This is a genomic window from Lysobacter sp. H21R4 (assembly GCF_015277535.1).
GTDB classification, from domain to species: domain Bacteria; phylum Pseudomonadota; class Gammaproteobacteria; order Xanthomonadales; family Xanthomonadaceae; genus Novilysobacter; species Novilysobacter ciconiae.
This window is the reverse complement of the sequence record NZ_CP063772.1, coordinates 1,860,221-1,886,525: the sequence shown is the minus strand read 5'-3', so window position 1 is coordinate 1,886,525 and position 26,305 is coordinate 1,860,221. Positions and strand designations below refer to the sequence as shown.

Genomic DNA, 26,305 nt, shown 5'->3' with positions numbered 1-26,305 from the left:
CGCCATGAGCAAAGACGTTACGGATGCGGCACTTGAGGCACTCGCGCGCCAGGTGGGTCAGGCCGCCCGGGACAACCACCACCGACTGGCGACTGCCGAGAGCTGCACCGGCGGCTGGATCGCCAAGACGATGACCGACATTGCCGGATCGTCGCACTGGTTCGACTGCGGCATGGTGGCCTACAGCTACGAGGCCAAGCAGGCGATGCTCGGCGTGCAGGCGATCACGCTGGAAGAGCATGGCGCGGTCAGCCGGGAGACGGCGATCGAGATGGTGTCGGGCGCGCTGGTGCATTCCGGCGCCAGCCTGGCGGTCGCTGTCACCGGTATCGCCGGCCCCGGCGGCGGCGTGGACGACAAGCCGGTCGGAACCGTGTGGATCGCCTGGAAGCGACGCGGCGGCTACACGACCGCACTGGTGTTCCACTTTGACGGCGATCGCGATGCGGTGCGTCGGCAGACGGTGGCGGCGGCGCTGCACGGGCTGCTGGATCTGGCGATGTAGGTTTTTGCCGCTCGCTGACTTGTAACGGGTGAGTGCTTGTTAGTAGTATTACTACTAATGAACGCACTCACCGAAACCCAGCACACCATTCTTGCCCTGATCGCGGACCGCATCGCGGTCGAAGGCATGCCGCCCTCGCAGACCGAGATCGCCCGCGCGATGGGATTCTCCGGGGTCCGCGCCGCGCAATACCATCTGGAAGCGCTGGAGCAGGCGGGAGCGATCGAGCGCCTGCCGGGCAAGGCGCGCGGCCTGCGGGTGACATCCTCCGGCGTGGCGATGCTGGGCGGCGATGACGACGGCGGAGACGGGGTCGATGCCGCGGTCGATTCCGCAGCCATCCGCGCGCGCGAGGAGGACGCGTTGCTGTTGCCGGTCCTCGGCCGGGTCGCCGCGGGCGCACCCATCGGCGCGGACCCCAATGTGGGCGAGCACGTGCTGCTTGACCGCAACATCTTCTTCCCGTCCCCGGACTACATGCTCAAGGTCCAGGGCGACTCGATGCGCGACGAAGGCATCTTCGATGGCGACCTGATCGGCGTGCACCGCACTCCCGAGGCGCGCAGCGGCGAGATCGTGGTGGCCCGCATCGACGACGAGATCACCGTCAAGCTGCTGAAAATCGGCAAGGACCGCATCCGGCTGCTGCCGCGCAACCCCGACTACCAGCCCATCGAGGTCACGCCCGACCAGGACTTCTCGATTGAAGGGCTTTACTGCGGCCTCGTTCGCCGGGGTCGGTAGTGCCGCAGTCGTGCGCATTGCCGGTTGTCCGTTGCACGCGTGAGGCTATTTCCGACCGCCGTACCGGCGCCGCGCCGATGGCCGACAATGGCCGTCTCACCTAATTTCCCAATCACGGTCGCGGTCGCAGCGTATGCGACGGCCTCCCACTACGCTGGATTCATTCACTGATGGCAACAAGGAAAACCCCAATGGACGAGAACAAAAAGCGCGCTCTTTCCGCGGCCTTGGGCCAGATCGAGAAGCAGTTTGGCAAGGGTTCGGTCATGCGCATGGGCGACCGTGTCGTCGAAGCCGCCGAGGTCATCGGCACCGGTTCGCTGATGCTGGACATCGCGCTCGGCATCGGCGGCCTGCCCAAGGGCCGCGTGGTCGAGATCTACGGTCCGGAGTCCTCCGGCAAGACCACCCTGACCCTGCAGGCGATTGCCGAGTGCCAGAAGATGGGCGGCACCGCTGCGTTCATCGACGCCGAGCACGCCCTCGATCCGACCTACGCCGCCAAGCTGGGCGTGAATGTCGAAGACCTGCTGCTCTCGCAGCCCGACACCGGTGAGCAGGCACTGGAAATCGCCGACATGCTGGTGCGCTCCGCCGCGGTGGACATCGTGGTGATCGACTCGGTCGCTGCGCTCACCCCACGGGCCGAGATCGAGGGCGAGATGGGCGACCAGTTGCCCGGCCTGCAGGCCCGCCTGATGAGCCAGGCCCTGCGCAAGCTGACCGGCAACATCAAGCGTTCCGGCACCCTGGTGGTCTTCATCAACCAGCTGCGCCACAAGATCGGCCAGATGATGCCGGGCCAGAGCCCGGAGGTGACCACCGGCGGCAACGCGTTGAAGTTCTACGCCTCCGTGCGCCTGGACATCCGCCGGATCGGTGCGGTCAAGAAGGGCGACGAGATCATCGGCAACCAGACCCGCATCAAGGTGGTCAAGAACAAGATGGCGCCGCCGTTCAAGCAGGTCATCACCGAGATCCTCTACGGTGAGGGCATCTCCCGCGAGGGCGAGCTGATCGAGATGGGTTTGGAGGCCAAGCTGGTCGAGCGCGCAGGCGCCTGGTACAGCATGGGCGAGGAGCGCATCGGCCAGGGCAAGGAGAACGCCCGCCAGTACCTCAAGGACAACGTCGAACTCGCCGAGCGCCTGGAGGCCGAGATCCGCAAGCGTCTGGTGCCCATCGAGATCGTCAAGGCGGAAGCCGCGGCGGCGGGTACGGAAGACGAAGAGGATGCCAGGGACGCCAAGGTCGGCAAGCCGGCGAAGGGCGCCAAGGCCGAGGTCTGATCGGGCCGCGTGATCCGATCGATGCAGGGCAATGCAGGACGAAAGCTCCAACGATGAAAGCGGCGGAGGCCTGTTCGATACCGAACCAGGCCGCACGACGGGCCGGCGACGCAAGCGCGAGCCGGCCACACCGCTGCAACGCGCGCTGGGCCTGCTGGCCCGGCGCGAACACTCGCGCAAGGAACTGACCACCAAGCTCACGTCCCGCGGGCTGGACGCGCGCGAGGTCGAGGCGGCGGTGGACAAGCTCGCCGACGCCGGCTGGCAGGATGACAACCGGTTTGCCGAGAGCGTGGTCCGCAACCGCACCGGCAGCGGCTACGGGCCGATCCACATCCGCGCGGAGCTGCGCATGCACGGCCTGGACGATGACGCGATCGCCGCGGCGCTGGATACCTTCGAGGGCAGTTGGGTGGAGAACGCGCGCGATCTGGTGGCTCGCCGTTACGGAAACGCGATCCATGACGACATCGCGGTGCGCCGCAAGGCCGCCGACACCTTGATGCGGCGGGGGTTTTCCGGCGACGTGGTCCGCGCCGCGACGCGCTTTGATCCGGACGATTCGTTCGGCTGCTGAACCCGTCCCTGATACGCTAAGCGGCTTGCGGGGACCGGCGTCGAGTCCACGCACAGCCCTTTGACTTCCCGTGCCAGGCATGAACGCTCCCAACTCCAGCTCCAGCCCGCCCAACTCCAACCAGATCCGCCGTGATTTCCTCGAGTTCTTCCGCGAGCGCGGGCATACGATCGTGCCGTCGGCGTCGCTGATCCCGGCCAATGATCCCACCCTGCTGTTCACCAACTCCGGGATGGTCCAGTTCAAGGACGTGTTCCTGGGCAGCGAGAAGCCGGGTTACGTGCGCGCGGCCGACGTCCAGCGCTGCCTGCGTGCGGGCGGCAAGCACAACGACCTGGACCAGGTCGGCTACACCGCGCGCCACCACACCTTCTTCGAGATGCTCGGCAACTGGTCGTTTGGCGATTACTTCAAGCTCGACGCCATCAAGTGGGCGTGGGAGCTGCTGACCGACGTGTGGGGCCTGGACCCCCAGCGCCTGCTGGTCACCGTGTACCAGACCGATGACGAGGCCTATGCCATCTGGCGGGACGAAATCGGCGTGACCGAGGACCGCATCATCCGCATCGGCGACAACAAGGGCGCGCCGTTCGCCTCCGACAACTTCTGGCAGATGGCCGACACCGGGCCGTGCGGGCCGTGCACCGAGATCTTCTACGACCACGGTGAGCAGCACTTTGGTGGACCGCCGGGCTCGCCGGATGAGGACGGCGACCGTTTCATCGAGATCTGGAATCTGGTGTTCATGCAGTTCGACCGCCAGCCCGACGGCACCCTGGCGCCGCTGCCGGCGCCCTGCGTGGATACCGGCATGGGCCTGGAGCGCCTGGCCGCCATCCTGCAGGGCAAGCACGGCAACTACGAGATCGACACCTTCCAGCACCTGATTGCCGCCGCTGCACGCCTGACCGGCACGCAGGATCTGGACAACAAGTCTCTGCGCGTCATTGCCGATCACATCCGCGCCTGCGCCTTCCTGATCGTCGATGGCGTGTTGCCGTCGAATGAGGGCCGCGGCTACGTGCTGCGCCGGATCATCCGCCGCGCGTTGCGCCACGGCTGGATGCTGGGCCAGAAGCAACCGTTCTTCCATTCGATGCTGCAACCGCTGATCGAGACCATGGGCGAGGCGTACCCGGAGCTGGAAGCCCAGCGCGGGCTGATCGAGCGCGCGCTGCTGGCCGAGGAAGAGCGCTTCGCCGAGACCCTGGATGCGGGCATGCGGATCTTTGATGAAGTGGCTGCCGGTTCGGGCGGCACTATTCCCGGCGCGGACGCGTTCCGCCTGTACGACACCTACGGCTTTCCGGTGGACCTCACCGCCGACATTGCGCGCGAGCGCGGACTGACCGTGGACATGGAAGGCTTCGACGCCGCCATGCAGCGCCAGCGCGATACCGCGCGGGCCGCCGGCAAGTTCGGCAACACCGCGACCATGCCGGCCGAGCTTGCGGGGCAACTGTCGCCGACGCGGTTCCTTGGCTACGACTGCGTGGAGGCCGAAGGCCTGGCAGTCGTCGGCCTGCTGCGCGATGGCCGCGCCCTGGACCGGATCGAGGCGGGCGAGGAAGCGGTCGTCCTGCTGGCCGACACCCCGTTCTACGCCGAGAGCGGCGGCCAGATGGGGGATGCCGGTGAGCTGGTCTCGGCCGGAGCGATGTTCGACGTGCGCGACACGGTGAAGTTCGGTGGCCAGTTCCACGGCCACGTCGGCACGCTGCGCAGCGGCGCGCTCCGTCTCGGTGACAAGGTGCACGCGCGGATCGAGGCGACCCGTCGCGGCGCCATCGTGCTCAATCACTCCGCCACCCACCTGCTGCACGCCGCGCTACGCGACGTGCTCGGTACGCACGTCCTGCAGAAGGGCTCGCTGGTCGCACCGGACCGGCTGCGGTTCGACTTCTCGCACTTCCAGCCGGTGACGACCGAGGAATTGGCCGTCATCGAGCGCAAGGTCAACGCCGAGATCCGCGCCAACCACGAGGCCGAAGTGCACCAGATGGGTATGCAGGAAGCGCTGGATTTCGGTGCGATGGCGCTGTTCGGCGAGAAGTACGGCGATCAGGTGCGCGTGCTGCGCATGGGCGAGACGTCAACCGAGTTGTGCGGCGGCACCCATGTCAGCCGCACCGGCGACATCGGGGTGTTCAAAATCCTGTCCGAGGGCGGCGTGTCCGCGGGCGTGCGCCGCATCGAGGCGGTGACCGGGCAGGGCGCGCTCGACCATATCGACGCGGAGGAAAAGCGCCTGCGAGACGCCGCGCAGCTGTTGGGCGGCAGCCCGGCGGACATCACCGACAAGCTGCGCAGCCTGCTGGAGCGCCAGAAGAAGCTGGAGCGCGAGTTGGACGCGGTGAAGGCGAAGCTTGCCTCCGGCGCGACCGCCGATCTGGCCGGCGCCGCGGTCGAGGTGGACGGCATCAAGGTCCTGGCGGTGCGGCTGGAAGGCTTCGATGCGAAGGCGCTGCGTGACGCGCTTGATCGCCTGCGCCAGCAGTTGGGCGACGCGGTGGTGGTACTCGCCGGCGCGAAGGACGGCAAGGTCAGCCTGGTGGCAGGCGTCAACGGCGCCGCGGCGGGCAAGGTCAAGGCCGGCGAATTGCTCTCCCACGTCGCAACCCAGATTAATGGCAAGGGCGGCGGACGGCCGGACATGGCGCAGGGCGGCGGCGAAGACCTGCCGATCTTGCCAAGTGTGCTCGACGGCGTTGCCGATTGGGTGCGCGAGCGGGTTTCCTGACCGCTGCCTGACTTGTACGGGTCAGCATGACTTCTTTCCATTGTGACAAGTGTCCGGACAAGCCGATAATCATCGTTTACCCAGTAGCGACTGTTTTCGGGGTTCCGGGAGCATGGCTTCGGTGCAGGCGCACCGGCACAAGGAGAATTGGACAATGCTTATCCTGACGCGACGCGTCGGCGAAACCCTGATGATCGGCGACTCGGTGACGGTCACCGTGCTCGGCGTGAAGGGCAACCAGGTGCGAGTCGGCATCACTGCACCAAAGGATGTCGCAGTTCACCGCGAAGAGATCTACCAGCGCATCCAGCGGGGCGAAGATGCGGCCACCGGCAGCGACACCGCGGTGGAAGACCCGGCGGACTGACAAAAGGTTTGCCGCGGGGACGATCAGCCGTTATGCTTCCCGCCCGCATCAATGATGTGGACCGCGGAGAGTTGCCCGAGTGGCTGAAGGGGCTCCCCTGCTAAGGGAGTATGGGGGTTAAACTCCATCGAGGGTTCGAATCCCTCACTCTCCGCCAATCTTCGCAACACGATCGGCAGGGATTGACGGGTTTCAGATTCATCGTCATAATTCTCCGATTACGCGCCCGTAGCTCAGCTGGATAGAGCACCAGGCTACGAACTTGGGGGTCGGAGGTTCGAATCCTTCCGGGCGCACCAAACAAAACGAAAGGGTCGATGAGTCCAACTCATCGGCCCTTTTGCTTTAGATAGAACCCGTGATAGCGGTCGATGCTGTATCGGGGCGCGAACGGCAGCCGCAGATGGCGCTCGAACGATTCCCAGCGGTCGACGACGGTGTAGTCCAGCGCTGACATTTCCTCCAGGAATTGCGGCACCGCGCTGACCCGGTACGGACAGATGGCGGTGCCCAGGTTCTGCAGGGTGAAATAGCTGAGCTCCGGATGCATCGGGGTGAGGTTGACCACCACATGCGCCGGCGCCCGCGCGAGCCGGCTCAACAGCTCCGGCAGGCTGTAGTCCAGATACTGCAGCGCGCCGCTGGCAATCAGGATATCGCGGCCATCGGCATGTGCCACTTCGGTGGAGAAGGCGAGCTGGCGCCATTGGTCGTGGTCGCGCGCCCATTGACGCCCGGCATCGACCACGCTTGGCACGTCGTGGACCAGCCAGTGCAAATCGGGCGGGTAGTCCAGGTAGCGCCGCAGCGCGTAGTAACTCACGCCGATGTGGCCGCCCAGGTCGAACACGCGGCGCTGGCCAGCCGCGAGCAGGCGCGACATCCAGTGCAGCACCGGGTAATCGCTGACCGTCAATTGGTGCAGGCGACTGCGGTAGAGCTCGCCGGCGGCGGCTGTGTCATAGGTGTTCGGCAGGACCTGGGGCGCGGCCGCCATCGCCGCCTCGAAACTGGGATAGACGCCCAGGTAGGTGTTGCCCTGGCGCTCCCGTACGAACCGGCGACGGTAGACGGGTTCGGCCACCAGACGGATGCCGGGCAATTCCGCGGCCTCGTTGGCCATGCGGCGCAGGTTGCCCGCGATCGGGTGCGGCGCGATCGGATGGGGGGCTTTGGCTGCCATTGAGGCGGTCGTCCATCGCGGGAGTTTCCCTGTCTTACGCGGTTTCCGCCCTGCGCCGGACAGCTCGCAGCCGCCGCCCGTTGTGGCCTGCGCGCTGCGCTCACGGCGTTGTCCGCAGACAGGCGACAAAAACGAGGCGCGTATGTCGGACAGTGAGGTGGACGATGACCGGGCCGGTCCGAATCCGGACAGGTTCGGGCTGAGGGCCGCCTTCCGGACCGCGTTGCCATCTGCGGACTGGCCGTCCGGGTCGTCGGCCCAGGTGGCGGTGGCGCTGTTCGAACTGGCGGACTGGATGACCTGGCTGGAAGATGCCGCGCTGCTGCTGGACGCGGGCGATCTTGCGCGCGCGCAGCGCCAGCGTCGGCCGCAGGACCAGGACCGGCTGATCCTTACGTACGCGCTGCACAGGCTGCTGCTGGGCGCGCGGATGGGCGTGGATGCGGTGGCGGTTCCGTTGCTGCGCGACGCGCTGGGCTGCCCGCGGCTGCAGGACGCGGCGATATCCACCAGCCTCACCCACGCCGGGCGCTGGGTGGCCGCGGCGGTGACGGGCGCCGGGCCGGTGGGCGTGGACATCGAGCCGGCAGAACGAACGGCGGTAATGGCGAAGATCGCCAGTCGGGTATGCCACCCCAACGAACTGGCCGCCCTGGCGGGCATGGACGTCGCGGCTTACAGGCGCGCGCTGCTCGCGCTGTGGGTGCGCAAGGAGGCCCTGCTGAAGGCCGCGGGCGTCGGCATGGCACGGGAAATGGACACCTTCGAGGCTCCGGATGAAAGCTCCCAGCCGCTGTCGCCTCCGGAGCCGCAACTGACCCACCTGCAGATGCTCGATATCGGGCCGGAGCTGGTGGGCGCGATCGCCGCGCCGCCGGGGGCGAGCGTGGAAACCGTATGGATGCGCCATACGGTGCCGATGGATCGGCACTAGCGGCCGGATGTGGCAGCGCGCAGCGTTGGCTACAGCACGGGTGAACCGGAAGCCGGTACGGGGGGATGCAGTGAAACCTCAGGTGTCGAGCGCGAAGAGTCGCGCAGCGTTGTGGCTTTGGTTGTTGGAGTCCTGCGTGCTCATGGTCGTGGTTGCCGCGGCCGCGTGGTTGCGGTTCATGCGCGACTCGGACTCCTACCTCTTCTTTCTGGGCACCGCGCCGGTGCGGATCCTGGTGGTGGCGGCATTCATCACCACGGCCATGGCGGCGTTCGGCTTGTACCAGGTGCACGTGCGGCACAACCGGACCGATTTTGTCCTGCGCCTGGTGCTGTCGTTCGCCTTCGGCGGCGTGGCGCTGCTGGTGCTCTATTACCTGGTGCCGGCCGCCTACATCGGACGCGGCGTTCTGGCGCTCGCCCTGGCGTTGGGGCTGATGCTGATATTCGCGCTGCGACTCGTGATGGAGCGCTTGGGGCACATCGAAACCTTCCGGCGCCGGGTGCTGGTGCTGGGCGCGGGCCGCAACGCCAACCTGATCAATACGCGGCTGCGGCGACGCAGCGATCGCCGGTCATTCTCGCTGGTCGGGTTCGTGGCCGTGCCCGGGCAGGAGCTGGTGGTGGCCGACGCCGTGGTGCTTGAGGACGTGATGGGACTGGCCGATCTGGCGCGCCGCCTGCAGGTGCACGAGATCGTTGTCGCCCTCGACGAGCGCCGCGGCGGAATGCCGATGGAGGCCATGCTGGCGTGCGTGCAGCGCGGCGTGTCGATGACCGACCTGTCGACGTTTTTCGAGCGCGAGGCGGGAGTGGTGACGATGAGCATCGCCGATCCGTCGTGGCTGGTGTTCTCCGGCGGGTTTGACCATTCGATGCCGCGGCGGCTGACCAAGCGCCTGTTCGACCTGCTCGCTGCGGGGGCGTTGTTGCTGGTGGCGTGGCCGGTGATGCTGGTGGTGATGGCCTGCGTGTGGGTCGAGAGCGGCGGCCCGGTGCTGTACCGGCAGACGCGCGTCGGCGAGGACGGCAGCGCCTTCGAGCTGGTCAAGTTCCGCAGCATGCGCGCTGACGCGGAGCAGAACGGCGTGGCGCAGTGGGCGTCCGCGGACGACAAGCGCAGCACACGGGTGGGTCGGTTCATCCGGATGACGCGGCTGGATGAGTTGCCGCAACTGTTCAACGTGCTGCGCGGTGACATGAGCTTCGTCGGGCCGCGTCCCGAGCGGCCGCAGTTCGTCGACCGCCTGAACCAGGACATCCGCTACTACAACGTCCGCCACTGCATGAAACCGGGGCTCACCGGATGGGCACAGCTGCGCTATCCCTACGGCGCGTCGGTTCGCGATGCGGAGGAGAAGCTGAAGTTCGACCTGTTCTACGTCAAGAACCACGGCCTGCTGTTTGACCTGATGATCCTGCTGCAGACCGTGGAGGTGGTGCTGTTCCGGCGCGGTGCGCGTTGACCGCGCGGCACGGCATCATCGCGCCGCGTGCGCCGGCGACGTACCGCTCACCTTCAAGGGATGCAGCGGCGAGTTGTACCAGTCGACCAGCTGGCCGTCCTCGAACCGCAGCCAGGACGGGCCGTAGTCCCAGCGGTTGCCGTTGACGGCAAGCGGCTTGCCCTGGATCAGGATCACGCTGGTCGTATCCATACCCGGCTCGAGCAGGCGACGGCGCGCCGGGGTCGCCGCCATGTCGGCGGCGTCGGACGTGAGCGCGCCGGCGATACCGGATGCGATCGGCGTTGCGCCATCCGACGCAGCCGGTGCCGTGCCGAGGAGGTCGGCCGGGATCGTTGCCTTGACCGCGGTGTCCACCTGCCGGTCCCAGGCAAGCGCGAGGAACAGCATCGCCGCCGCGAGCACGCCGGCGAAGGCGAGCGGCCATTTCGTGGGCGTCGGGCGGAACCCGGAGAGCGGGGCCGGGTCGCCTGCCATGGCCGGCGCCGGATCGATTGCGCGCTGCCCAATGAGCGGCTCGACGCTGGCGCTGGCGGTGCGCCCTGCTGGCGTCGTCGAAACGGCACGGTCAATCAGCGAGCCGGGCAGGCGGCCGTGCCGGCGGTGGAAGCGCACGGCGGTGGAATACAGCCGCAGCAGTTCGGGCAGTTCATCGTTGTCGTCGATATCCGCATTCCGGTCCGGATGGATCCGGCCGATGCGTTGCCGATAGGCGTGACGCAACTCCGCCAGCGTGCACCCGGGGCGCAGGCCGAGGCTTGAGTAGAGCTGGCTGAAGTCGGTTTTCATCGATTTGCCGCGATCCAATTTCGCCCGAACACGCCATCGTGGCGTCCCTGACGGATGGAATTCAAGCGCAGGCGCCGCGACAGGCAGTCCGTTGGCCGCGAGCCCTCCCGCTGTGCGTTTCATCTAAGTAGCAGGTTCCGTAGCGGAGACCTGACAGGCTGCAAGGGGCGCCGAGTGTCAGCAACCAGTGTGGCAATGAATCCGTATCCAGCCATTGCGATCGCAACAGCCGGCGTGTCCGCACGCACAGTGACCTCGGTCTTCGATGCCGTATGCGCGCGCGACCCGGGTGCCATCGCGGTGGTCGACGGCGCTGTTGTGCTGACCTACGCGCAGCTTGATCGGCGCGCGCACGCCCTGGCTCAGCGAATGCGCGGGGAAGGAGTCTCGCCTGGGGACGTGGTGGCGGTCGCAACGCCACGTTCAGCGGCATCGGTGGTGGCGCTGCTGGCGGTGCTGAAATGCGGCGCGGCCTATTTGCCGTTGGATGCCGGTCAGCCGCCCGAGCGCCGGGCATTCATGCTCCGCGACGCGGGCGCATCCGTGGTGCTGGTGGGGGAGGGCGGTGACAGCGGATGGCCCACAACGGTGCAGCCGATAGCGGCGGTCCCGAGCGGGCCGGGCGAGCCTGAAACGGGCCACCGGGCAATCGCCGCCGCGCCGGCCATCGACGGCGATTCGCTGGCCTACGTGATGTACACCTCCGGGTCGACCGGGCGGCCCAAAGGCGTGGAGATCCGCCACCGCTCGATCATCCACCTGGTGTGCGACGTGGACTACATCGAGCTGGGTCCGGACACGCGCATGCTCCACGCCGCGCCCCTGGGCTTCGACGCGTCGACCCTGGAACTCTGGGGGCCGCTGCTCAACGGGGGCCGCGTCGTTGTGCATGACGAGGCCACTTCCACTGGCGCAGGCCTGGCGCGGTGCATTGCCACGCACGGGGTCACCACCGCGTGGTTGACGGCTGCACTGTTCAACGCGGTAGTCGATGAGGATCCCGCACACCTGGCCGGCCTGCGCGAGTTGTTTACCGGTGGCGAGGCGCTGTCGGTGCCGCACGTGCGGCGTATGCTGGCCGGCGCGCCGCGCACCCGGTTGCACAACGGTTACGGTCCCACCGAGTGCACCACGTTCACCTGCACCTGGCCGATCCCGCACGACTTTCCCGCCAGCGCGGCGCGCGTGCCGATCGGCCGGCCGATCGGCACGACGCGCGTGCTGGTGCTCGACTCCAGCGGTGAGCCGGTGGCTGACGGTGTCACCGGCGAACTCCATGTCGGAGGACAAGGTGTGGCTCGCGGCTATCTCCGCCAGCCGGGGTTGACGGCAGAGCGTTTCGTGCCGGACAGGGTTTCTGGCGACGGCGGGCGCCTCTATCGCACCGGCGACCTGGTCCGCTTGCGGGCAGACGGGGCGCTGGAGTTCATGGGTCGCATGGACGATCAGGTCAAGATCCGCGGTTACCGGATCGAGCCGGCGGAGATCGAGGCGGCGCTGTCAGCGCTCCCCTCGATCCGTGCCAGCTGTGTCGCCGCCTTGGCCGACAAGGCCGGTCGCCAGCACCTGGTGGCGTACTGCGTCGCCGATGGTGATCGGTACCGCGAACCGGACCTGCGTGCGGCGCTCGCCGCCAAACTGCCGGAGTACATGCTGCCCGCGCGCTACGTTCGTCTGGACGCGCTGCCGGTGACCGCGAACGGCAAGCTGGACAGGCGCGCGCTGCCGACGCCGGACCGCAGCAGGCCCGAGCTGGCATGCGCGTATCAGCCGCCGATGGGCGAGCTTGAGGCGCGGGTGTGCGACGCGATGGCGGAGTTGCTGGACCTCGATCGGGTCGGGCGCCACGACAACTTTTTCGAGCTCGGTGGTGATTCACTGTTGGGATTGCGGCTGCTGGAAGCGATCGGGCCCGACGCGAACGGGCAGCCGATCCCCGCTACCAGCCTGTTTAGCAGCCCCACGGCCGCGGCACTCGCGCGTGTGATCGAGGCGGGCGCGGTTTCCGGAGCGGATAAGGCGACCGCCGCTTCGGAAGTGACCCGCGCTCGCGATGCGCACCGACCGGCGGCGACGCTGGGTGGCGCCGGTGCCGAGCCCGTCGCCATCATCGGCATGGCCGGGCGTTTTCCCGGTGCCGCGGATGTCGAGGCGTTCTGGCAGAACCTGCTGGACGGGCGCGACTCCATCACCCGATTCGGCCTGGAGGGACTGGATCCCGCGGTGCCGGAGACCGATCGCGCCGACCCGTTGTACGTGCCGGCGCGCGGCGTGGTCGACGGCGTGGAACAGTTCGACGCCGGCTTCTTCGGGATCGGGCCGCGGGAGGCCGAGCTGATGGATCCGCAGCAGCGGGTTTTCCTGGAGCTGTGCTGGGAGTGCCTGGAGCGTGCCGGCCACGTGCCGGACGCGACGCTCTCGCCGGTTGGCGTGTTCGCCGGCATGTACAACGCGACCTATTTCCAGCGCCACGTCGCCGCGCACCCGGACCGGGTCGGGAAGGTCGGCGCATTCCAGGTCATGCTGAACAACGAGAAGGACTACATCGCCAGCCGGGTCGCGCACAAACTCAACCTCACCGGCCCGGCGGTCAGCGTGCACACCGCCTGTTCGACCTCGCTGGTGGCGATCTGCCAGGCCATCGACAGCCTGCGCGGCGGTCAGTGCGACATGGCGCTGGCCGGGGGCGTGGCGATCACCTGTCCGCCCCGCAGCGGATACGCCTATCAGGAAGGCGCGATGCTGTCGCCGGACGGCCATACCCGCACCTTCGACGCGCAGGCACAGGGAACGGTTTTCAGCGACGGCGCCGCGGTGGTGCTGCTGAAGCGCCTGGCCGATGCCATCGCCGATGGCGACCACGTGCATGCGGTGATCCGCGGCCGCGCGGTCAACAACGACGGCGCAGACAAGGCCAGCTTTACCGCTCCCAGCATGCGCGGGCAGGCGACGGTCGTGTCCATGGCACTCGCCGATGCGGGCGTCGATGCACGGTCGATCGGCTACGTCGAGGCGCACGGCACCGCGACGCCGCTGGGCGATCCCATCGAGGTGCAGGGCCTGACCTCGGCGTTTCGCTCGAGCACCGACGAGGTCGGGTTCTGCCGCATCGGATCATTGAAAAGCAACGTTGGCCACATGGTTACCGCGGCCGGCGCGGCCGGCGTGATCAAGGCAGCGCTGGCCCTGGAGCGGCAGTGCGTTCCGGCCAGCATCCACTTCAGCCGGCCGAACCCGACGATTGATTTTGCCGGCTCGCCATTCGTGGTGAACGCGGCGCGCAGCGATTGGCCGGCCGGTCCGGTGCCGCGTCGGGCCGGCGTCAGTTCGTTCGGGGTGGGCGGCACGAACGCCCACGTCGTGCTGGAGGAGGCGCCCGCCACGTTGCCATCCGAACCGGCCAGTGGCCCGCAGTTGCTGGTGCTGTCGGCGCGCACGCCGGCTGCCTTGGCGAACGCTGCGAGGCTGCTGGCGGACCATCTGCACACGCAACCTGCGGACAACCTGGCCGATGTGGCCTGGACGCTGGCAGTCGGGCGCAAGGCCTTTGCCCACCGTGTCTCGGTGGTTGCCGACCACCACGGCGCAGCGATAAGCGCATTTAGCGCAGAAGGCACTGCCCGCGCGATCACTCGCAGCGAACCGGCGCGCGAGCCCGGCTGCGTGTTCGTGTTCCCCGGCCAGGGCGCGACCTACCCGGGCATGGGGCGCGGTCTGTACGAGACCGAGCCTGTCTTCCGCACTGCCTTCGATGCGTGCCTCGCGGTCCTGGATGATCGCCCCGGCGACCTGGCGGGCCTGGATTTGCGCGAGCGGATGTTCAGCGACGACCCGCAGGCCCTACGGCCGACGGGCATGATGCAGCCGGCGACGTTCGTGATCGAGTACGCCCTGGCGAAGTGGTGGGCAAGCCTGGGGCTCGTGCCTGTCGCAATGGTCGGCCACAGCGTTGGCGAGTTCGTGGCCGCCACGCTGGCGGGGGTGTTCAGCCTGACGGACGGTTTGCGACTCGTCGCGCAACGGGGTCGGCTGATGCAGGAACAACCGGCCGGGGCCATGCTTTCGGTGCGCCTGTCGCTTGCGCAACTGCTGCCACGCCTGCCTGCCGGGCTGTCGCTGGCAGCCGAAAACGCGCCCGCTGCGTGTGTCGTGTCCGGTCCTGTCGACGCGATTGCCGCCTTCCAGGCCGAACTGGAAGGCGAGGCGATCGCGTGCCGCTTGCTGGAGACCTCCCACGCGTTCCATTCCGCGATGATGGATCCGGTGGTGGAAGCCTTTCGCGCCGCGATGGACGGGGTGGAGTTGGCGCCGCCAACTATCCCGCTCGTCTCCACTGCGACCGGCCAGTGGTTGGATACCAACGCGGCAGGCTCGACCGCTTACTGGGCGCGTCACCTGCGCGAGCCCGTGCGTTTTGCCGCCGCGCTGAAGTGCCTGCTTGCGGATCAGCCGGACCGGGTGCTGCTGGAAGTCGGCCCGCGCGCGGGGCTGAGCCGCCTGTCGCGCCAGCACCCCGCCGTACAAAAGCAGGGGATCGCGTGCATCGCCTCGCTTGGGGATACGCCCGCGGCGGAGACCGCAAGCGTGCGTGTCGCTGTGGGCGAGCTGTGGGTCAAGGGGGCCGCGCTGGACCCGGCGCGCCTGGACCGGCGGCAACGCCGCCAGCGGGTGCGCCTGCCGACCTACCCGTTCCAGCGCACGCGGCACTGGGTGGATGCCGCTGCCAGCGCACCGGCCGTGTCGCACGGATCCCCTGCATTGGAGGCCGTCGCCCCGGATCCGCACTCGACGTTGCCCGCTGCGGCGCAGGTGCACGGTGCAACACAGACTCCCGCGGTACCGGAGGCGTCGAGCACGCAGGCATCGCACGAGGACGCGTACGCACGCGGCCTCGCCGGCCGGCTCAACCAGGTGGTGGAAGAGGTGGCCGGCTTCGACCTGACCGACAGCGACGCATCGATGAACTTCATCGAGCTCGGCCTGGACAGTCTGATGCTGACGCAGGTGGCATTGCAGCTGCAGAAAACGTTCGCGGTGAAGATCACCTTCCGCCAGCTGATGAGCGAATGCGCCAGCCCGGAGCGTCTGCTGGCATGGCTCGAGGCGAACCTGCCGGTCGCGAGCCCGCTGGCAGAGGCCCCCATCGTGCCTGCGACGACTTTGGCGGTTCGCGCGCCCGCGGCGGTCGAAGCGACCGCTGCCGACCAACAAAGCGCGGCGCAGATCACCGCCGAGCCGGCGGCGCACGTCAGGTACGACGTGAAAAAGGCGTTTGGTGCGATTGCGCGGATCGATACCGGCGCCGGTTTCGTCCCCGACGCCGACCAGCAGCGGCACCTGGATCGCTTTATCCAGCGCTACGTCGCCGGTACCCGTGCGTCCAAGGACTACGCGCGCCGCCATCGCCCGCACATGGCCGACCCGCGGGTGGTCAACGGCTTCCGTCCCCTGCTGAAGGAGATCATCTACCCGATCGTGATGGAGCGCTCGCGCGGATCGCACCTGCAGGATCTGGACGGAAACGACTACGTCGACGCGCTCAACGGCTTCGGCATGAGCCTGTTCGGCTGGCAGCCGGACTTCGTGCTGGACGCGGTGCGGGGGCAGCTGGACCTGGGCTACGAGATCGGACCCCAGCACCCGCTCGCCGGTGAGGTGGCGCGCCTGGCCTGTGAGGTCACCGGCCATGACCGCGCCGCCCTGTGCAATACCGGATCGGAGGCCGTCCTGGGCGCCCTGCGCATTGCGCGCACGGTGACCGGACGGGAAACGGTGGTGCTGTTCACCGGCGCCTACCACGGGATCATCGACGAGATGATCGTGCGCGCCCACCGCACCCTGGGTGCGGTGCCGGCCGCCCCGGGCATCCTGCGCAACACTGCCGAGCACGTGATGGTGCTGGAGTACGGTACTGCGCAGACGCTGGAGATCCTGCGCACGCACGCACATACCATTGCGGCCGTGCTGGTGGAGCCGGTGCAGAGCCGTCGCCCGGATTTCCAGCCGTTCGCGTTCCTGCGCGAATTGCGCGCGCTGACCAGCGAGGCCGGCGCGCTGCTGGTCTTCGACGAGGTAGTCACCGGCTTCCGTGCCCATCCGGCCGGCGTCCAGGGACTGTTGGGCATCCATGCCGACCTGGCCACCTACGGCAAGGTGGTCGGTGGCGGGTACCCGATCGGCATGATCTGCGGCAAGCGCGAGTACATGGACGCGCTCGACGGCGGCCAGTGGGACTATGGCGACGATTCGGTGCCGCTGGTCGGGGTGACCTACTTCGCCGGCACGTTTGTCCGTCACCCGCTGGCCTTGGCCGCCGCCAAGGCCGTGCTGACCCATGTGCGCAAGCACGGTCCCGGTCTGCAGGAGGCACTCAATGCGCGAACCGCAAGGATGGTCGGCGAGCTCAACACGTTCTGCCGACGGGTCGGGGCGCCGGTCGCGGTCAGGCATTTCGCCTCGGTCTGGAAGACGGTGTTCCTGGAGGACCACCCGCTGCAGGACCTGCTGTTTGCGACGATGCGCAGCCGCGGGATCCACATCCTCGACAACTTTCCCTGCTTCCTCACCACCGCTCACAACGATGCCGACTGCCAGCGCATCGTGGAGGCGTTCAAGGCCGGCATCACCGAATTGCAGGAGGCCGGTTTCCTCCCGCGGCCGGGTGCGGCGCAGGTCCGCGTGGCGCCCACCACCGAGCCTCAACGCGAGATCTGGCTGGCCAGCCAGTTGGGCACGGACGCGTCACTGGCGTTCAACGAGTCGATGACGTTGCAGCTGCAGGGCGTGCTCGACCGCGACGCGTTGCAGCTCGCTCTGAGTGAGCTGATGGCTCGGCATGACGCGTTGCGTGCCAACGTCTCGGCGGATGGGGAAACCCTGCGCATGCCGGATCACGTCGACCTGGCGCTGGGCTGGTGCGACCTGGCGGGCATGGACGGCTCGGCGCGCGCGGCGAAGGTCGCGGAGCGCCAGCGGCTGGCGGTGGAGACCCCGTTCGACCTGTGCAGCGACTGCCTGTTCCGGGGCGAGTTGCTGCGAGTGGCCCACAAGGAGCATCTGCTTCTGCTCACCGCCCACCACATCGTTTGCGATGGCTGGTCATGGTGGGTGCTGGTGCGTGAGCTGGGCAGCCTTTACGCCGGATACAGCGGCGCTCCCGCGCAGCCCCTGCCGCCGCCGGAGAGCTTCGCCGATTACGCCATCGCGCTTGCCGGCGATCGGGATCCTGCGACGGTTGCGGCGGACGAAGCGTACTGGCTGTCGCGATTCGCCGATGGATCGCCCGTGCTGGAGCTGCCTCTGGATCGGCCGCGCCCCTCCCGCCGCAGCTACGCCGCCGCGCGGGAAGACCATGTGCTTGATGCGCCGCTGGTCGAGGCCATCCGCGCGCTGGGCGCCCGCCGCGGGGCGAGCCTGTTTGCGACGTTGCTGACCGCCTTTGCCGGACTGCTGTCGCGCCTGAGCGGGCAATCGCAGGTGGTGGTGGGGATCCCCGCCGCCGGACAATCGGTGGACGGCCACGACAACCTCGTTGGCCATTGCGTGAACGCGCTGCCGCTCCTGTTCGCGTTCGACATGGCGCAGCCAGCGTCCACGGCGATCGACGACACCCAGTGCCTGCTTCTGGATGCGCTGGAGCACCAGCGCTACACGTTCGGAACTCTGCTGCGGAAGCTGCGGATCGACCGTGACCAATCCCGGCCCCCGCTGATCAGCGTGATGTTCAACATCGACCAGGCGCTCGGGCTCGAGGGTGACACCCTGCCGGGGCTGAGCCTGGACTTCTCCACGAATGCGCGGACGTTCGAGAATTTCGAGCTGTTCGTCAACGCGGTGCAGGTGCGCGGCGAGTTGCGGCTGGAATGCCAGTTCAACCGAGAGCTGTTCAATGCTTCCACCATCCACCATTGGATGGGCTACCTGCGCACGCTGTTGCAGGCGATGGTCGGGGACGGTGAGCAGGCGCTGGGCCGCTTGCCGCTGCTTGACCAGGCGCAACGGCAGCAGGTGCTGCAGCGATGGAACGACACCCGTACCGACTGGGCGGGCGAGCTGTTGGTGCATCGGCTTTTCGAGCAGCAGGTGGACCGGACCCCGGATGCCGTCGCGGTGTCGTTCGGATCGCGGACACTCGACTACCGGACGTTGAATGCACAGGCCAATCAACTGGCGCACCACCTGCGGGACCTCGGTATCGGCCCGGACCAGCGGGTGGCGCTGTGCCTGGAGCGTGGTCCCGAGCTGGTGATTGGCTTGCTGGCAGTGCTCAAGGCCGGGGGTGCGTACGTCCCGCTGGACCCGGGTTATCCGCCGGCGCGGCTGAAGTTCATGCTCAAAGACAGCCAGTGCCGGGCCGTGCTGACGCAAACATCGCTCCGCCCGGTGCTCGCCGCTGCCGGCACTTCCCTGCCGCTGCTGAACCTCACCGCCGCGGTGCGCGCCTGGGACGGGGAATCGGCGACCAACGTGTCGCAGCGGGACAGCGGTCTCGAGCCCGGCAACCTGGCGTACGTGATCTATACCTCCGGCTCCACCGGCACGCCCAAAGGCGTGATGCTCGAGCACGCGGCAGTGTCTAATTACCTGCACTGGGCCATGCGCGCCTACGCGCCTGCCCATGGGGCGGTGGTGTCGTCGTCGATCGCCTTTGACGCGACGCTTACCAGCCTGATCACGCCGCTGCTGTGCGGAGGCACCGTGCGTCTGCTTGCCGAAGGTCAGGAGGTGGACGGGCTGGTCGACGCCGTGCAGGACCCGCGCGGTTGCGGGCTGGTCAAGATCACGCCGGCGCATCTGGAAATCCTGGGGCGGCGGCTGCAGGCCAGCGGCGCCCGGAGCCACGTGGGTGTGTTTGTCGTGGGCGGCGAAGCGCTACCGGTATCCACCGTGCAGCTGTGGCGCGAGATCCAGCCCCGCGTGCGCATCGTCAACGAGTACGGACCGACGGAGACTGTCGTCGGCTGTTGCGTGCACGAGACAAGCGGGGAGCTGGAGAATGGGTCGAGCGTCCCGATCGGTCGACCGATTGCGAACGCGCGGATGTACATCCTGGACGGCTGCAGTCAGCCGGTGCCGCCGGGCGTGACCGGTGAGCTGCATATCGGCGGGGCCGGGGTGGCACGCGGTTACCTGAACCGTCCGCAGCTGACCGCCGAGCGCTTCGTGGATGACCCGTTTGACGACCGGCCGGGTGCGCGGATGTACCGCACGGGTGACCTCGCACGCTGGTTGCCGGACGGCTCGATCGACTTTCTTGGCCGGAACGATGACCAGGTCAAGATCCGTGGCTACCGGATCGAGCCGGGCGAGATCGACGTCGCCCTGGCGGCCCACCCCTCGGTGGCCCAATCGACGGTGGTGGCCCGGGAGGATCGCCCCGGTGATGTGCGCCTGGTCGCCTACGTCGTGGCGGCGCCGGGCAGTCGCATTGAGCCGGCCGCCCTGGCCGCGCATCTGGCAACGACGCTGCCCGGGTACATGGTGCCGCAGCATTTTGTGGTGGTGGAGGCGATCCCGCTTACGTCCAATGGCAAGGTGGACCGGCAGGCATTGCCCGCGCCGGCAAACGATACCGCCTCGCTGCCGGACAACGAGCCGCGCAGCGAACTGGAAAGCGGCGTCGTGGCGGCGATGGCCCAGGTGCTGGGCCTGCCGGATCTCGGGATCCACGATGACTTCTTCGCGGTGGGCGGCCATTCGCTGCTCGCCGCCCAGCTGACGACCCGGCTCACCGCAGAGCTGGGCGTGCGGGTGAGCCTGCGCTCGGTGTTCGACGCACCTAGCGCGGCGCGACTGGCCGCACTGATCGCCACCCTCCAGAACGACGGCCAGAAGCCGCAACGCCCGATCCAGCCTCGCGCGGACCAGGCCTTTGCGCCGCTGTCGGTGATGCAGCAGCGGCTGTGGGTGATGGAACAGATGGAACCGGGCCGCGTGGTGTACAACGCGCCGTCCGCCCACAGGCTGCATGGGGATTTCGACGAGCCGGCGTTCCAGCGCGCCTTCGCCGAGATGGTGCGGCGCCAGGCGGCCCTGCGCACGGTCATCGCCGCCGATGGGGACACAGTGGTGCAGCACGTGCTGCACCATGTCGACGCGGCGCTGGCGGTGGAGGACCTGACCGCGCTGGCCGGCGGTGCACAATTCGCCGAGCTGATGCGCCGGATGGAGGCGATGACCGCCACGCCGTTCGAGCTCGAGGGCGGGTTGCTGTTCCGCGCGCGCCTGTTCCGGCTGGGGCCGCAGGATCACGTGCTGTACTTCATGACCCACCACATCATCTGGGACGGCTGGTCCTTCGACCTCATGTACGCCGAGATGGCTGCCCTCTACCAGGCCTTCAGCCACGGGCGCGCGTCGCCCTTGCCCGAGCTTTCGGTCAGCTATGGGGACTTCAGCCAATGGCATCTGGACTGGCTGGACGGAGCCGAGCTGGCGGCGCAGCTGGCCTTCTGGAAGCAGCATCTGGACGGTGATCTTGAACCGCTGGAGCTGCCGCTCGACCACCCGCGACCGGCAGAGGCGTCCGGTCGGGGCGGTACCGAGTGGAACCATGTGGCGCCGGCGCTGACCGACGCGGTGCGCCATGTCGGTGCGCGCGCGGACGCCACCTTATTCATGACCCTGCTGGCCGCGTACTACGTACTGTTGCACCGGCTCACCGGCCAGCGCGATCTGGTGGTTGGCCTGCCAGTACGCAACCGCAGCAGCCAGTCGCTTGAGCCCGTGATGGGGCTGTTCGTGAACGTGTTGCCGTTGCGGCTGCGGATTGACCCCGAGCACAGCTTCATCGCCGTGGTACGCCAGGTGAGGCAGGCGGTGCTGGATGCGTTCGCCTACCCGGAGGTGCCGTTTGAGCACCTCGTGCGTGAGCTGGACGTCGCCCGCGACCCCAGCCGATCACCGATCTACCAGGCCCTGTTCTCGTTCCAGGACGCGCGCCAGCGCCCGACACGCTGGGGCGGACTGCGACACGAGCACGTGCTGCTGTTCCAGAAAGCGGCGGCCAATGACATCGGCATGTGGTTCCTGGAGCATGGCGAGGGCCTGTCGGGTGGCCTGACCTACAACGCTGACATCCTGGAGGCAGGATCGGCCGTTTTGATCAATCGCCGCTACCAGGCGCTGCTGCACTCGGTGTGCCGCGACGCTTCCACGCCGGTGGGCGATATCGGCATTCTCGACAGTGGCGAATTGCGGCAGTTGGCCGCCTGCAATGACACCGCCGCCGAAGGGCCTGCGTTCGGCACCCTGCACGCATGGCTGGATGCGCAGTCCATGGTGACGCCCTCGCGCACCGCGATCCGTTTTGCCGGCTTGGATACCACCCACGCCGCGCTGCACGACCGAAGCTCGGCCCTTGCGGCGCGGCTCGTCGCCCGTGGCGTGGTCCACGGCTCACTGGTCGGGATCTGCCTGGAGCGGTCGGTGGATCTGGTTGCCAGCATGATCGCGGTGCTCAAGGCGGGTGCGGCCTACGTGCCACTCGATCCGGCCTATCCCGCGGACCGCCTTCGTTTCATGGCCGAGGATGCCGGTCTGGCGCTGGTGATCAGCCAGCAAAGCCTGGTGGACGCGCTCGGATGGCCGCGAGAAGACCAGTTGCTGGTGGACGCGCAGGACGAGGCGCCCCACGGCGTCCATGTGCCGGTCAACGGATCAACCGGCACCGTCAGCGGGGAGTCGCTTGCGTACGTGATCTACACCTCGGGCTCCACCGGCAGGCCCAAGGGCGTCAAGGTGTCGCATCGCGCTGTGCTCAACTTCCTGCTCAGCATGCAGGAGCGGCCCGGCCTGGGGCCGCAGGACCGGCTGCTCGCAGTCACCACGACCTCCTTCGATATCGCCGTACTGGAGATCTTCCTGCCGCTGGTCAGCGGGGCGAGGGTGCTGCTCGCCAGCCGTGAGACCACGACCGACGGATTCGCCCTGCGCCGTCAGCTGGAGGAGGAGAACGCGACGCTGATGCAGGCAACGCCGTCGACGTGGCGGATGCTGCTTGGCGCCGGCTGGAGGCCGCCGTCCGGCTTCCGGATACTCTGCGGCGGCGAGCCGATGCCGCCGGACCTGGCGTCCCGGCTGGTTGAACTTTCCGATGACGTCTGGAACCTCTACGGGCCTACCGAAACCACCGTGTGGTCGACCTGCTGGCGGGTGAGCGCAATGGCCCGCGGCATTCCCATCGGCACGCCGATCGCCAACACGACGGTGCACATCCTGGATGCCCGGATGCGCCGCTGCGCGTTGGGCGTGGCCGGGGAAATCTGCATCGGTGGGGCCGGTGTCGCGTCGGGCTACCTTAACCGGCCGGAGCTGACGGCCGAGCGCTTCGTGGCTGATCCTGAGCCCGCCGGTCACCGCAGTGCCGGCCTGGGGGGCGCGGTTCCCGCCAAGCTCTACCGCACCGGAGATCGCGGCCGCTGGCGCAGGGACGGGCAGCTCGAGCACCTGGGTCGCCTGGATTTCCAGATCAAGCTTCGCGGCCATCGCATCGAGCTGGAGGAAATCGGCAACAACCTGCTGACCCATCCGGTGGTCGCGCGTGCGACCGTGATTGCGCGTGAAGACCGGCCCGGGGACGTCCGACTGGTGGCCTACGTGGTTCCCGCTGCCGGCGCAGCCATCGTGCCGCGGGACCTGCTTGGCCATCTGCGCCGATTCCTGCCCGATTACATGGTTCCCCAGCATGTGGTTGAACTGGCGACGCTCCCCCTGCTGCCAAACGGCAAGATCGACCGCCACTCACTGCCTGCGCCTGCCACGCCGGGCGGTGCAGAGGCACCACCGGCGGCGGGGTGGGACCCGGCGTACGCGTACCTGCAAGCGCTGTGGAGCGAATTGCTGGAAACGCGCGTGGGGCCCAGCGACAACTTCTTCGACCTCGGCGGGCACTCGATGCTTGCGGTGCAGATGGCCAACCGTGTTGCACGCGAGACCGGCGTCCGCCTCAAGCTCATGCGGCTGGCCACACAGACGCTGGGCGAAATTGCAGCGGACACGCCGGAGCTCGCCGCCAGGCTGTCCCCTCCGGGCATGCGCAAACGATTCACGCGTGGACTGACGCGACTTTTCGCGCGGGCGAGGGATCCGGCGTGATGATGGACGCCTTCTACTTTGGGGAAACGCGGCGGCCCCTGTTTGGGGTCCTGCACCGGCCGGCAAGACCCATCAGGTCGCCGCTGCTGATGTGTCCGCCGCTGCTGCAGGATGGCATCCGCAGCCATCGGGTCCTTCGCGCCATCGCTGAGGGTCTGGCTGGCGCGGGCGCACACGTCATGCGATTTGACTGGTACGGCACGGGCGATTCGGGAGGAGCCACCGGAGAACTGACCCTCGCCGGCCTGCTGCTCGATCTGGGCGAAGCCCTTGCGATGCTCCGCCCACTGGCCGGCAGGGCCGGCTGCCGCTGGCTGGCGCTTCGAAGCGGAGCCATTCCTCTGCTGGCGCACGCATCGACGCAGTTCGAGCCGGTGGACCTGGTTCTGTGGGATCCGACCCTGTCGGGCGAGCAATTGGTGGGCGAGTGGTCGAAGCAGCACCGCAAGCAGTTGCTCGAAGCGGGGCGCTACCCGACGGGGCATGGCATTGCGCAGCCCGATGAACTGCTCGGCTTTGCGGTGGATCCGGGATTGCTGTCGGCCATCGCCACGTTCGACGCCGGCCAAGTGACACTGCCCGCGGGCAGTCGCGTGACCATGGCAGCGTGGAAGCCCGGACCCGCGCACGAGGGTTTCGTCGAGCGCCTTCGCAGCACGGGAGTTGCCGTGGAGTGCCGGACCTTCGAGGTCGACGACCGTCCCTGCTTTGAAGACCCGCACCGGTTTGAGACCCAGGCGTATCCCAGACGCAGCGCGGCACAACTGGTTAGCTGGCTGACCGGAGGGGACGCGCCGTGAGCAACGTCATCCTCGAGCCGGCCTGCGAGTCAGCGGATCGGTCGCGCAATGGCCGCGACCCCATCGGCCGGCAATCGAACGCGCTTGGCGAGAGCGTCCGGCAATTCGGCCCGGGCCTGCTGGGCATACTGCACGTTCCTCCCGCGGGTGTTGGCACGCGTGCGGCGGTGGTGCTCATGAATGCGGGACTGGTGCACCGGATCGGGCCCTTCCGCGGCTATGTCCTGCTGGCCCGGGCGCTGGCGGCACACGGTTTTGCGGTGCTGCGCTTTGATCAGGGAGGTCTGGGCGACAGCGCGGCCTCAACGCGGGGTTCGACCGAGCGCAGGCGCGTGGAGATGGATGCCGCGATCGAGATGCTGCGCAGCGAAACAGGTACTGATCGCTTCATCGTGGGCGGGATCTGTTCCGGCGCCGATGACGCGTTCCTGCTGGCGGTCCTGGACCCGCGGATCTCCGGGGTGATATTGCTTGATGGTCTGGCCTACCGGACCCCCGGATTCTGGCTGCGACACCTGGTCCGGAAACTGCGCGCGCCGCATGCATGGCGAACGCTGCAACGCCATCACTGGCTGCCGGGCCTGGACCTTTACCGCGAACACCCTGCGCGGAGCGCCGCCGTGCAGCAACTGCAGCGCCTGGTCGAACGCGACGTCCGCATCCTGTTCGTCTTCACCAGCGGCAGTTCGCATTACTTCAACCATCACGGGCAGTTGCGCGCTGGCCTTGGAAACGCCGCGGCGGCGGCCCAGGTGACGCTGGAGCATTGGCCGGACTGCGACCACACCTTTTTCCTGCACTGCGATCGCCAGCGCCTGCAGCAGCGTGTGCTGGCCTGGGCGCAAAGCGAATTCCCCCGCATCAACGCCGCGCCGATACCGGTCGCGAGGCCGGCTCCGTGAACGAGTCCGCTCCACTCGTCAGCGTCATCATGCCGGTGTACAACGGCGAGCGGTTCTTCGAGGCCGCGCTGCTAAGTGCGCTCGAGCAGGATTTCGATGATTTCGAGATCGTCGTTCTTGATGACGGCTCGACCGACCGCAGCACGGCGATTGGCCGGTCCTATGCCGCGGATCATCCCCGTCGCGTCCGCTATTTCCGCCAGGCCAACGGCGGGTTTTGCAGCGCCCGCAATGCGGCTATTGCGCACGCTCGCGGCCGCTACCTGGCGTTGCTGGACGCGGATGACCTGTGGATGCGCCACCACCTGGCAAATGCGGTCGCGGCGCTGGAATCCACGGCTGGCACGGCACTGGTGCATGCAGATGTGCGCTTTATCGACGAGCACGGCGCCGTCCTGGCGGACTACCGCGATCCTGATCGCTGGGCCAAGTGGGGGCACGACCCGTTCACCGCCATCCTGTTGCGTTACGAGCACGTCGCCTGCACGACGGCGGTGTTTCCGCGCGATCTGGCGCTGCAGCTGGGCGGGTTCGATGTGCGCTACACAGGCCTGGGGTGTGAGGATCGCGACATGTGGTTGCGTCTGTCGCTGCAGGGCCGTGTGACGCACCTGAGCTATCACGCGGCGGACTACCGAGTGCACAGCGGCGGGGTGAGCCGCCACTCCGACCGCATGGTGAAGGCCCGCCGGCTGCTGGTGGACCGGATGCTTGAGTTCCCCCAAGGGAGGCGCCTGCGCCGGCCGGCGCTGTCGGCGGTGGCTCTGAGCGAAGCCGAGGAAGCCGATTGCGGGCCGATACGGCAAGTAGGTGCGTATGCGCGCGCCATCTGGCTGCGACCGATAGACCCACGGGCGTGGCGCGGCGTCATGCGCGCGCTGTGGGACGTGGCAGCGGTTCGATGAGGATCGACGA

The 26,305-nt window shown here is 68.0% G+C and carries 14 protein-coding genes and 2 tRNA genes; 14 read left to right on the top strand and 2 right to left on the bottom strand.

Annotation, left to right across the window (positions count from 1 at the left end; translation table 11 throughout):
* Positions 1-4: 4 nt before the first annotated feature.
* The 8 genes from INQ40_RS08555 (at position 5) to INQ40_RS08520 (ending at position 6,521) form a co-directional block, all read left to right on the top strand.
* Positions 5-505 carry a CinA family protein gene (locus INQ40_RS08555; protein WP_193983789.1) on the top strand — a complete coding sequence of 167 codons (501 nt, stop codon included), beginning with the start codon at positions 5-7 and terminating at the stop codon, positions 503-505.
* A gap of 57 nt (positions 506-562) precedes the next feature.
* The gene (gene lexA, locus INQ40_RS08550; RefSeq protein WP_194340104.1) at positions 563-1,249 is read left to right on the top strand and encodes a transcriptional repressor LexA; all 687 of its coding nucleotides are present in this window, start codon (positions 563-565) and stop codon (positions 1,247-1,249) included.
* 191 nt (positions 1,250-1,440) lie between these two features.
* A complete protein-coding gene (gene recA, locus INQ40_RS08545; RefSeq protein WP_228481968.1) occupies positions 1,441-2,538 on the top strand; it encodes a recombinase RecA in 1,098 nt (365 codons plus the stop codon).
* 31 nt (positions 2,539-2,569) lie between these two features.
* On the top strand, positions 2,570-3,115 hold the full coding sequence (gene recX, locus INQ40_RS08540; RefSeq protein WP_194340103.1) for a recombination regulator RecX: 546 nt from the start codon (positions 2,570-2,572) through the stop codon (positions 3,113-3,115).
* Between the two features lie 79 nt (positions 3,116-3,194).
* Positions 3,195-5,855 (top strand): alanine--tRNA ligase, encoded by a 2,661-nt coding sequence (alaS, locus tag INQ40_RS08535; RefSeq protein WP_194340102.1) that lies wholly within the window; start codon positions 3,195-3,197, stop codon positions 5,853-5,855.
* A gap of 154 nt (positions 5,856-6,009) precedes the next feature.
* The gene (gene csrA, locus INQ40_RS08530; RefSeq protein WP_193983781.1) at positions 6,010-6,222 is read left to right on the top strand and encodes a carbon storage regulator CsrA; all 213 of its coding nucleotides are present in this window, start codon (positions 6,010-6,012) and stop codon (positions 6,220-6,222) included.
* Positions 6,223-6,287: 65 nt separating this feature from the next.
* A tRNA-Ser gene (locus tag INQ40_RS08525) sits at positions 6,288-6,379 on the top strand.
* Between the two features lie 65 nt (positions 6,380-6,444).
* Positions 6,445-6,521, top strand: a tRNA-Arg gene (locus INQ40_RS08520).
* Positions 6,522-6,550: 29 nt separating this feature from the next.
* On the opposite strand, the gene INQ40_RS08515 is transcribed toward INQ40_RS08520, so the two are convergent.
* Positions 6,551-7,405, bottom strand: a complete 855-nt coding sequence (locus INQ40_RS08515; protein WP_194340101.1) for a TIGR04325 family methyltransferase — start codon at positions 7,403-7,405, stop codon at positions 6,551-6,553.
* 142 nt (positions 7,406-7,547) lie between these two features.
* On the opposite strand from INQ40_RS08515, the gene INQ40_RS08510 reads away from it, so the two are divergent.
* Positions 7,548-8,339 (top strand): 4'-phosphopantetheinyl transferase superfamily protein, encoded by a 792-nt coding sequence (locus tag INQ40_RS08510; protein WP_194340100.1) that lies wholly within the window; start codon positions 7,548-7,550, stop codon positions 8,337-8,339.
* 142 nt (positions 8,340-8,481) lie between these two features.
* The gene (locus tag INQ40_RS08505; protein WP_228482192.1) at positions 8,482-9,804 is read left to right on the top strand and encodes a TIGR03013 family XrtA/PEP-CTERM system glycosyltransferase; all 1,323 of its coding nucleotides are present in this window, start codon (positions 8,482-8,484) and stop codon (positions 9,802-9,804) included.
* A 15-nt stretch (positions 9,805-9,819) separates the two neighbouring features.
* Here the strand turns inward: INQ40_RS08505 and INQ40_RS08500 are convergent, their stop codons facing one another.
* A complete protein-coding gene (locus INQ40_RS08500) occupies positions 9,820-10,593 on the bottom strand; it encodes a J domain-containing protein (RefSeq protein WP_194340098.1) in 774 nt (257 codons plus the stop codon).
* A 234-nt stretch (positions 10,594-10,827) separates the two neighbouring features.
* On the opposite strand from INQ40_RS08500, the gene INQ40_RS08495 reads away from it, so the two are divergent.
* From INQ40_RS08495 to INQ40_RS08480, 4 genes are read left to right on the top strand one after another with little or no spacing between them, the layout of a single operon-like run.
* Positions 10,828-23,688: a non-ribosomal peptide synthetase/type I polyketide synthase gene (locus tag INQ40_RS08495; protein WP_228481967.1), complete on the top strand. Its 12,861-nt coding sequence runs from the start codon at positions 10,828-10,830 to the stop codon at positions 23,686-23,688.
* The gene (locus INQ40_RS08490; protein ID WP_194340096.1) at positions 23,688-24,488 is read left to right on the top strand and encodes a hypothetical protein; all 801 of its coding nucleotides are present in this window, start codon (positions 23,688-23,690) and stop codon (positions 24,486-24,488) included. Before INQ40_RS08495 ends, INQ40_RS08490 begins: the two co-directional genes overlap by 1 nt.
* Positions 24,485-25,390: an alpha/beta fold hydrolase gene (locus INQ40_RS08485; protein WP_194340095.1), complete on the top strand. Its 906-nt coding sequence runs from the start codon at positions 24,485-24,487 to the stop codon at positions 25,388-25,390. Before INQ40_RS08490 ends, INQ40_RS08485 begins: the two co-directional genes overlap by 4 nt.
* Positions 25,387-26,295, top strand: coding sequence for a glycosyltransferase family A protein (locus INQ40_RS08480; RefSeq protein ID WP_194340094.1), 909 nt, complete (start codon positions 25,387-25,389; stop codon positions 26,293-26,295). Before INQ40_RS08485 ends, INQ40_RS08480 begins: the two co-directional genes overlap by 4 nt.
* Positions 26,296-26,305 lie beyond the last annotated feature (10 nt).

What these genes read in the sequence shown, in the direction of transcription:
- INQ40_RS08555 (WP_193983789.1), top strand. Translation starts at nt 5, where the DNA reads ATGAGCAAAGACGTTACGGATGCGGCACTTGAGGCACTCGCGCGCCAG.
- lexA (WP_194340104.1), top strand. Translation starts at nt 563, where the DNA reads ATGAACGCACTCACCGAAACCCAGCACACCATTCTTGCCCTGATCGCG.
- recA (WP_228481968.1), top strand. Translation starts at nt 1,441, where the DNA reads ATGGACGAGAACAAAAAGCGCGCTCTTTCCGCGGCCTTGGGCCAGATC.
- recX (WP_194340103.1), top strand. Translation starts at nt 2,570, where the DNA reads ATGCAGGACGAAAGCTCCAACGATGAAAGCGGCGGAGGCCTGTTCGAT.
- alaS (WP_194340102.1), top strand. Translation starts at nt 3,195, where the DNA reads ATGAACGCTCCCAACTCCAGCTCCAGCCCGCCCAACTCCAACCAGATC.
- csrA (WP_193983781.1), top strand. Translation starts at nt 6,010, where the DNA reads ATGCTTATCCTGACGCGACGCGTCGGCGAAACCCTGATGATCGGCGAC.
- INQ40_RS08515 (WP_194340101.1), bottom strand. Translation starts at nt 7,405, where the DNA reads ATGGCAGCCAAAGCCCCCCATCCGATCGCGCCGCACCCGATCGCGGGC.
- INQ40_RS08510 (WP_194340100.1), top strand. Translation starts at nt 7,548, where the DNA reads ATGTCGGACAGTGAGGTGGACGATGACCGGGCCGGTCCGAATCCGGAC.
- INQ40_RS08505 (WP_228482192.1), top strand. Translation starts at nt 8,482, where the DNA reads ATGGTCGTGGTTGCCGCGGCCGCGTGGTTGCGGTTCATGCGCGACTCG.
- INQ40_RS08500 (WP_194340098.1), bottom strand. Translation starts at nt 10,593, where the DNA reads ATGAAAACCGACTTCAGCCAGCTCTACTCAAGCCTCGGCCTGCGCCCC.
- INQ40_RS08490 (WP_194340096.1), top strand. Translation starts at nt 23,688, where the DNA reads ATGATGGACGCCTTCTACTTTGGGGAAACGCGGCGGCCCCTGTTTGGG.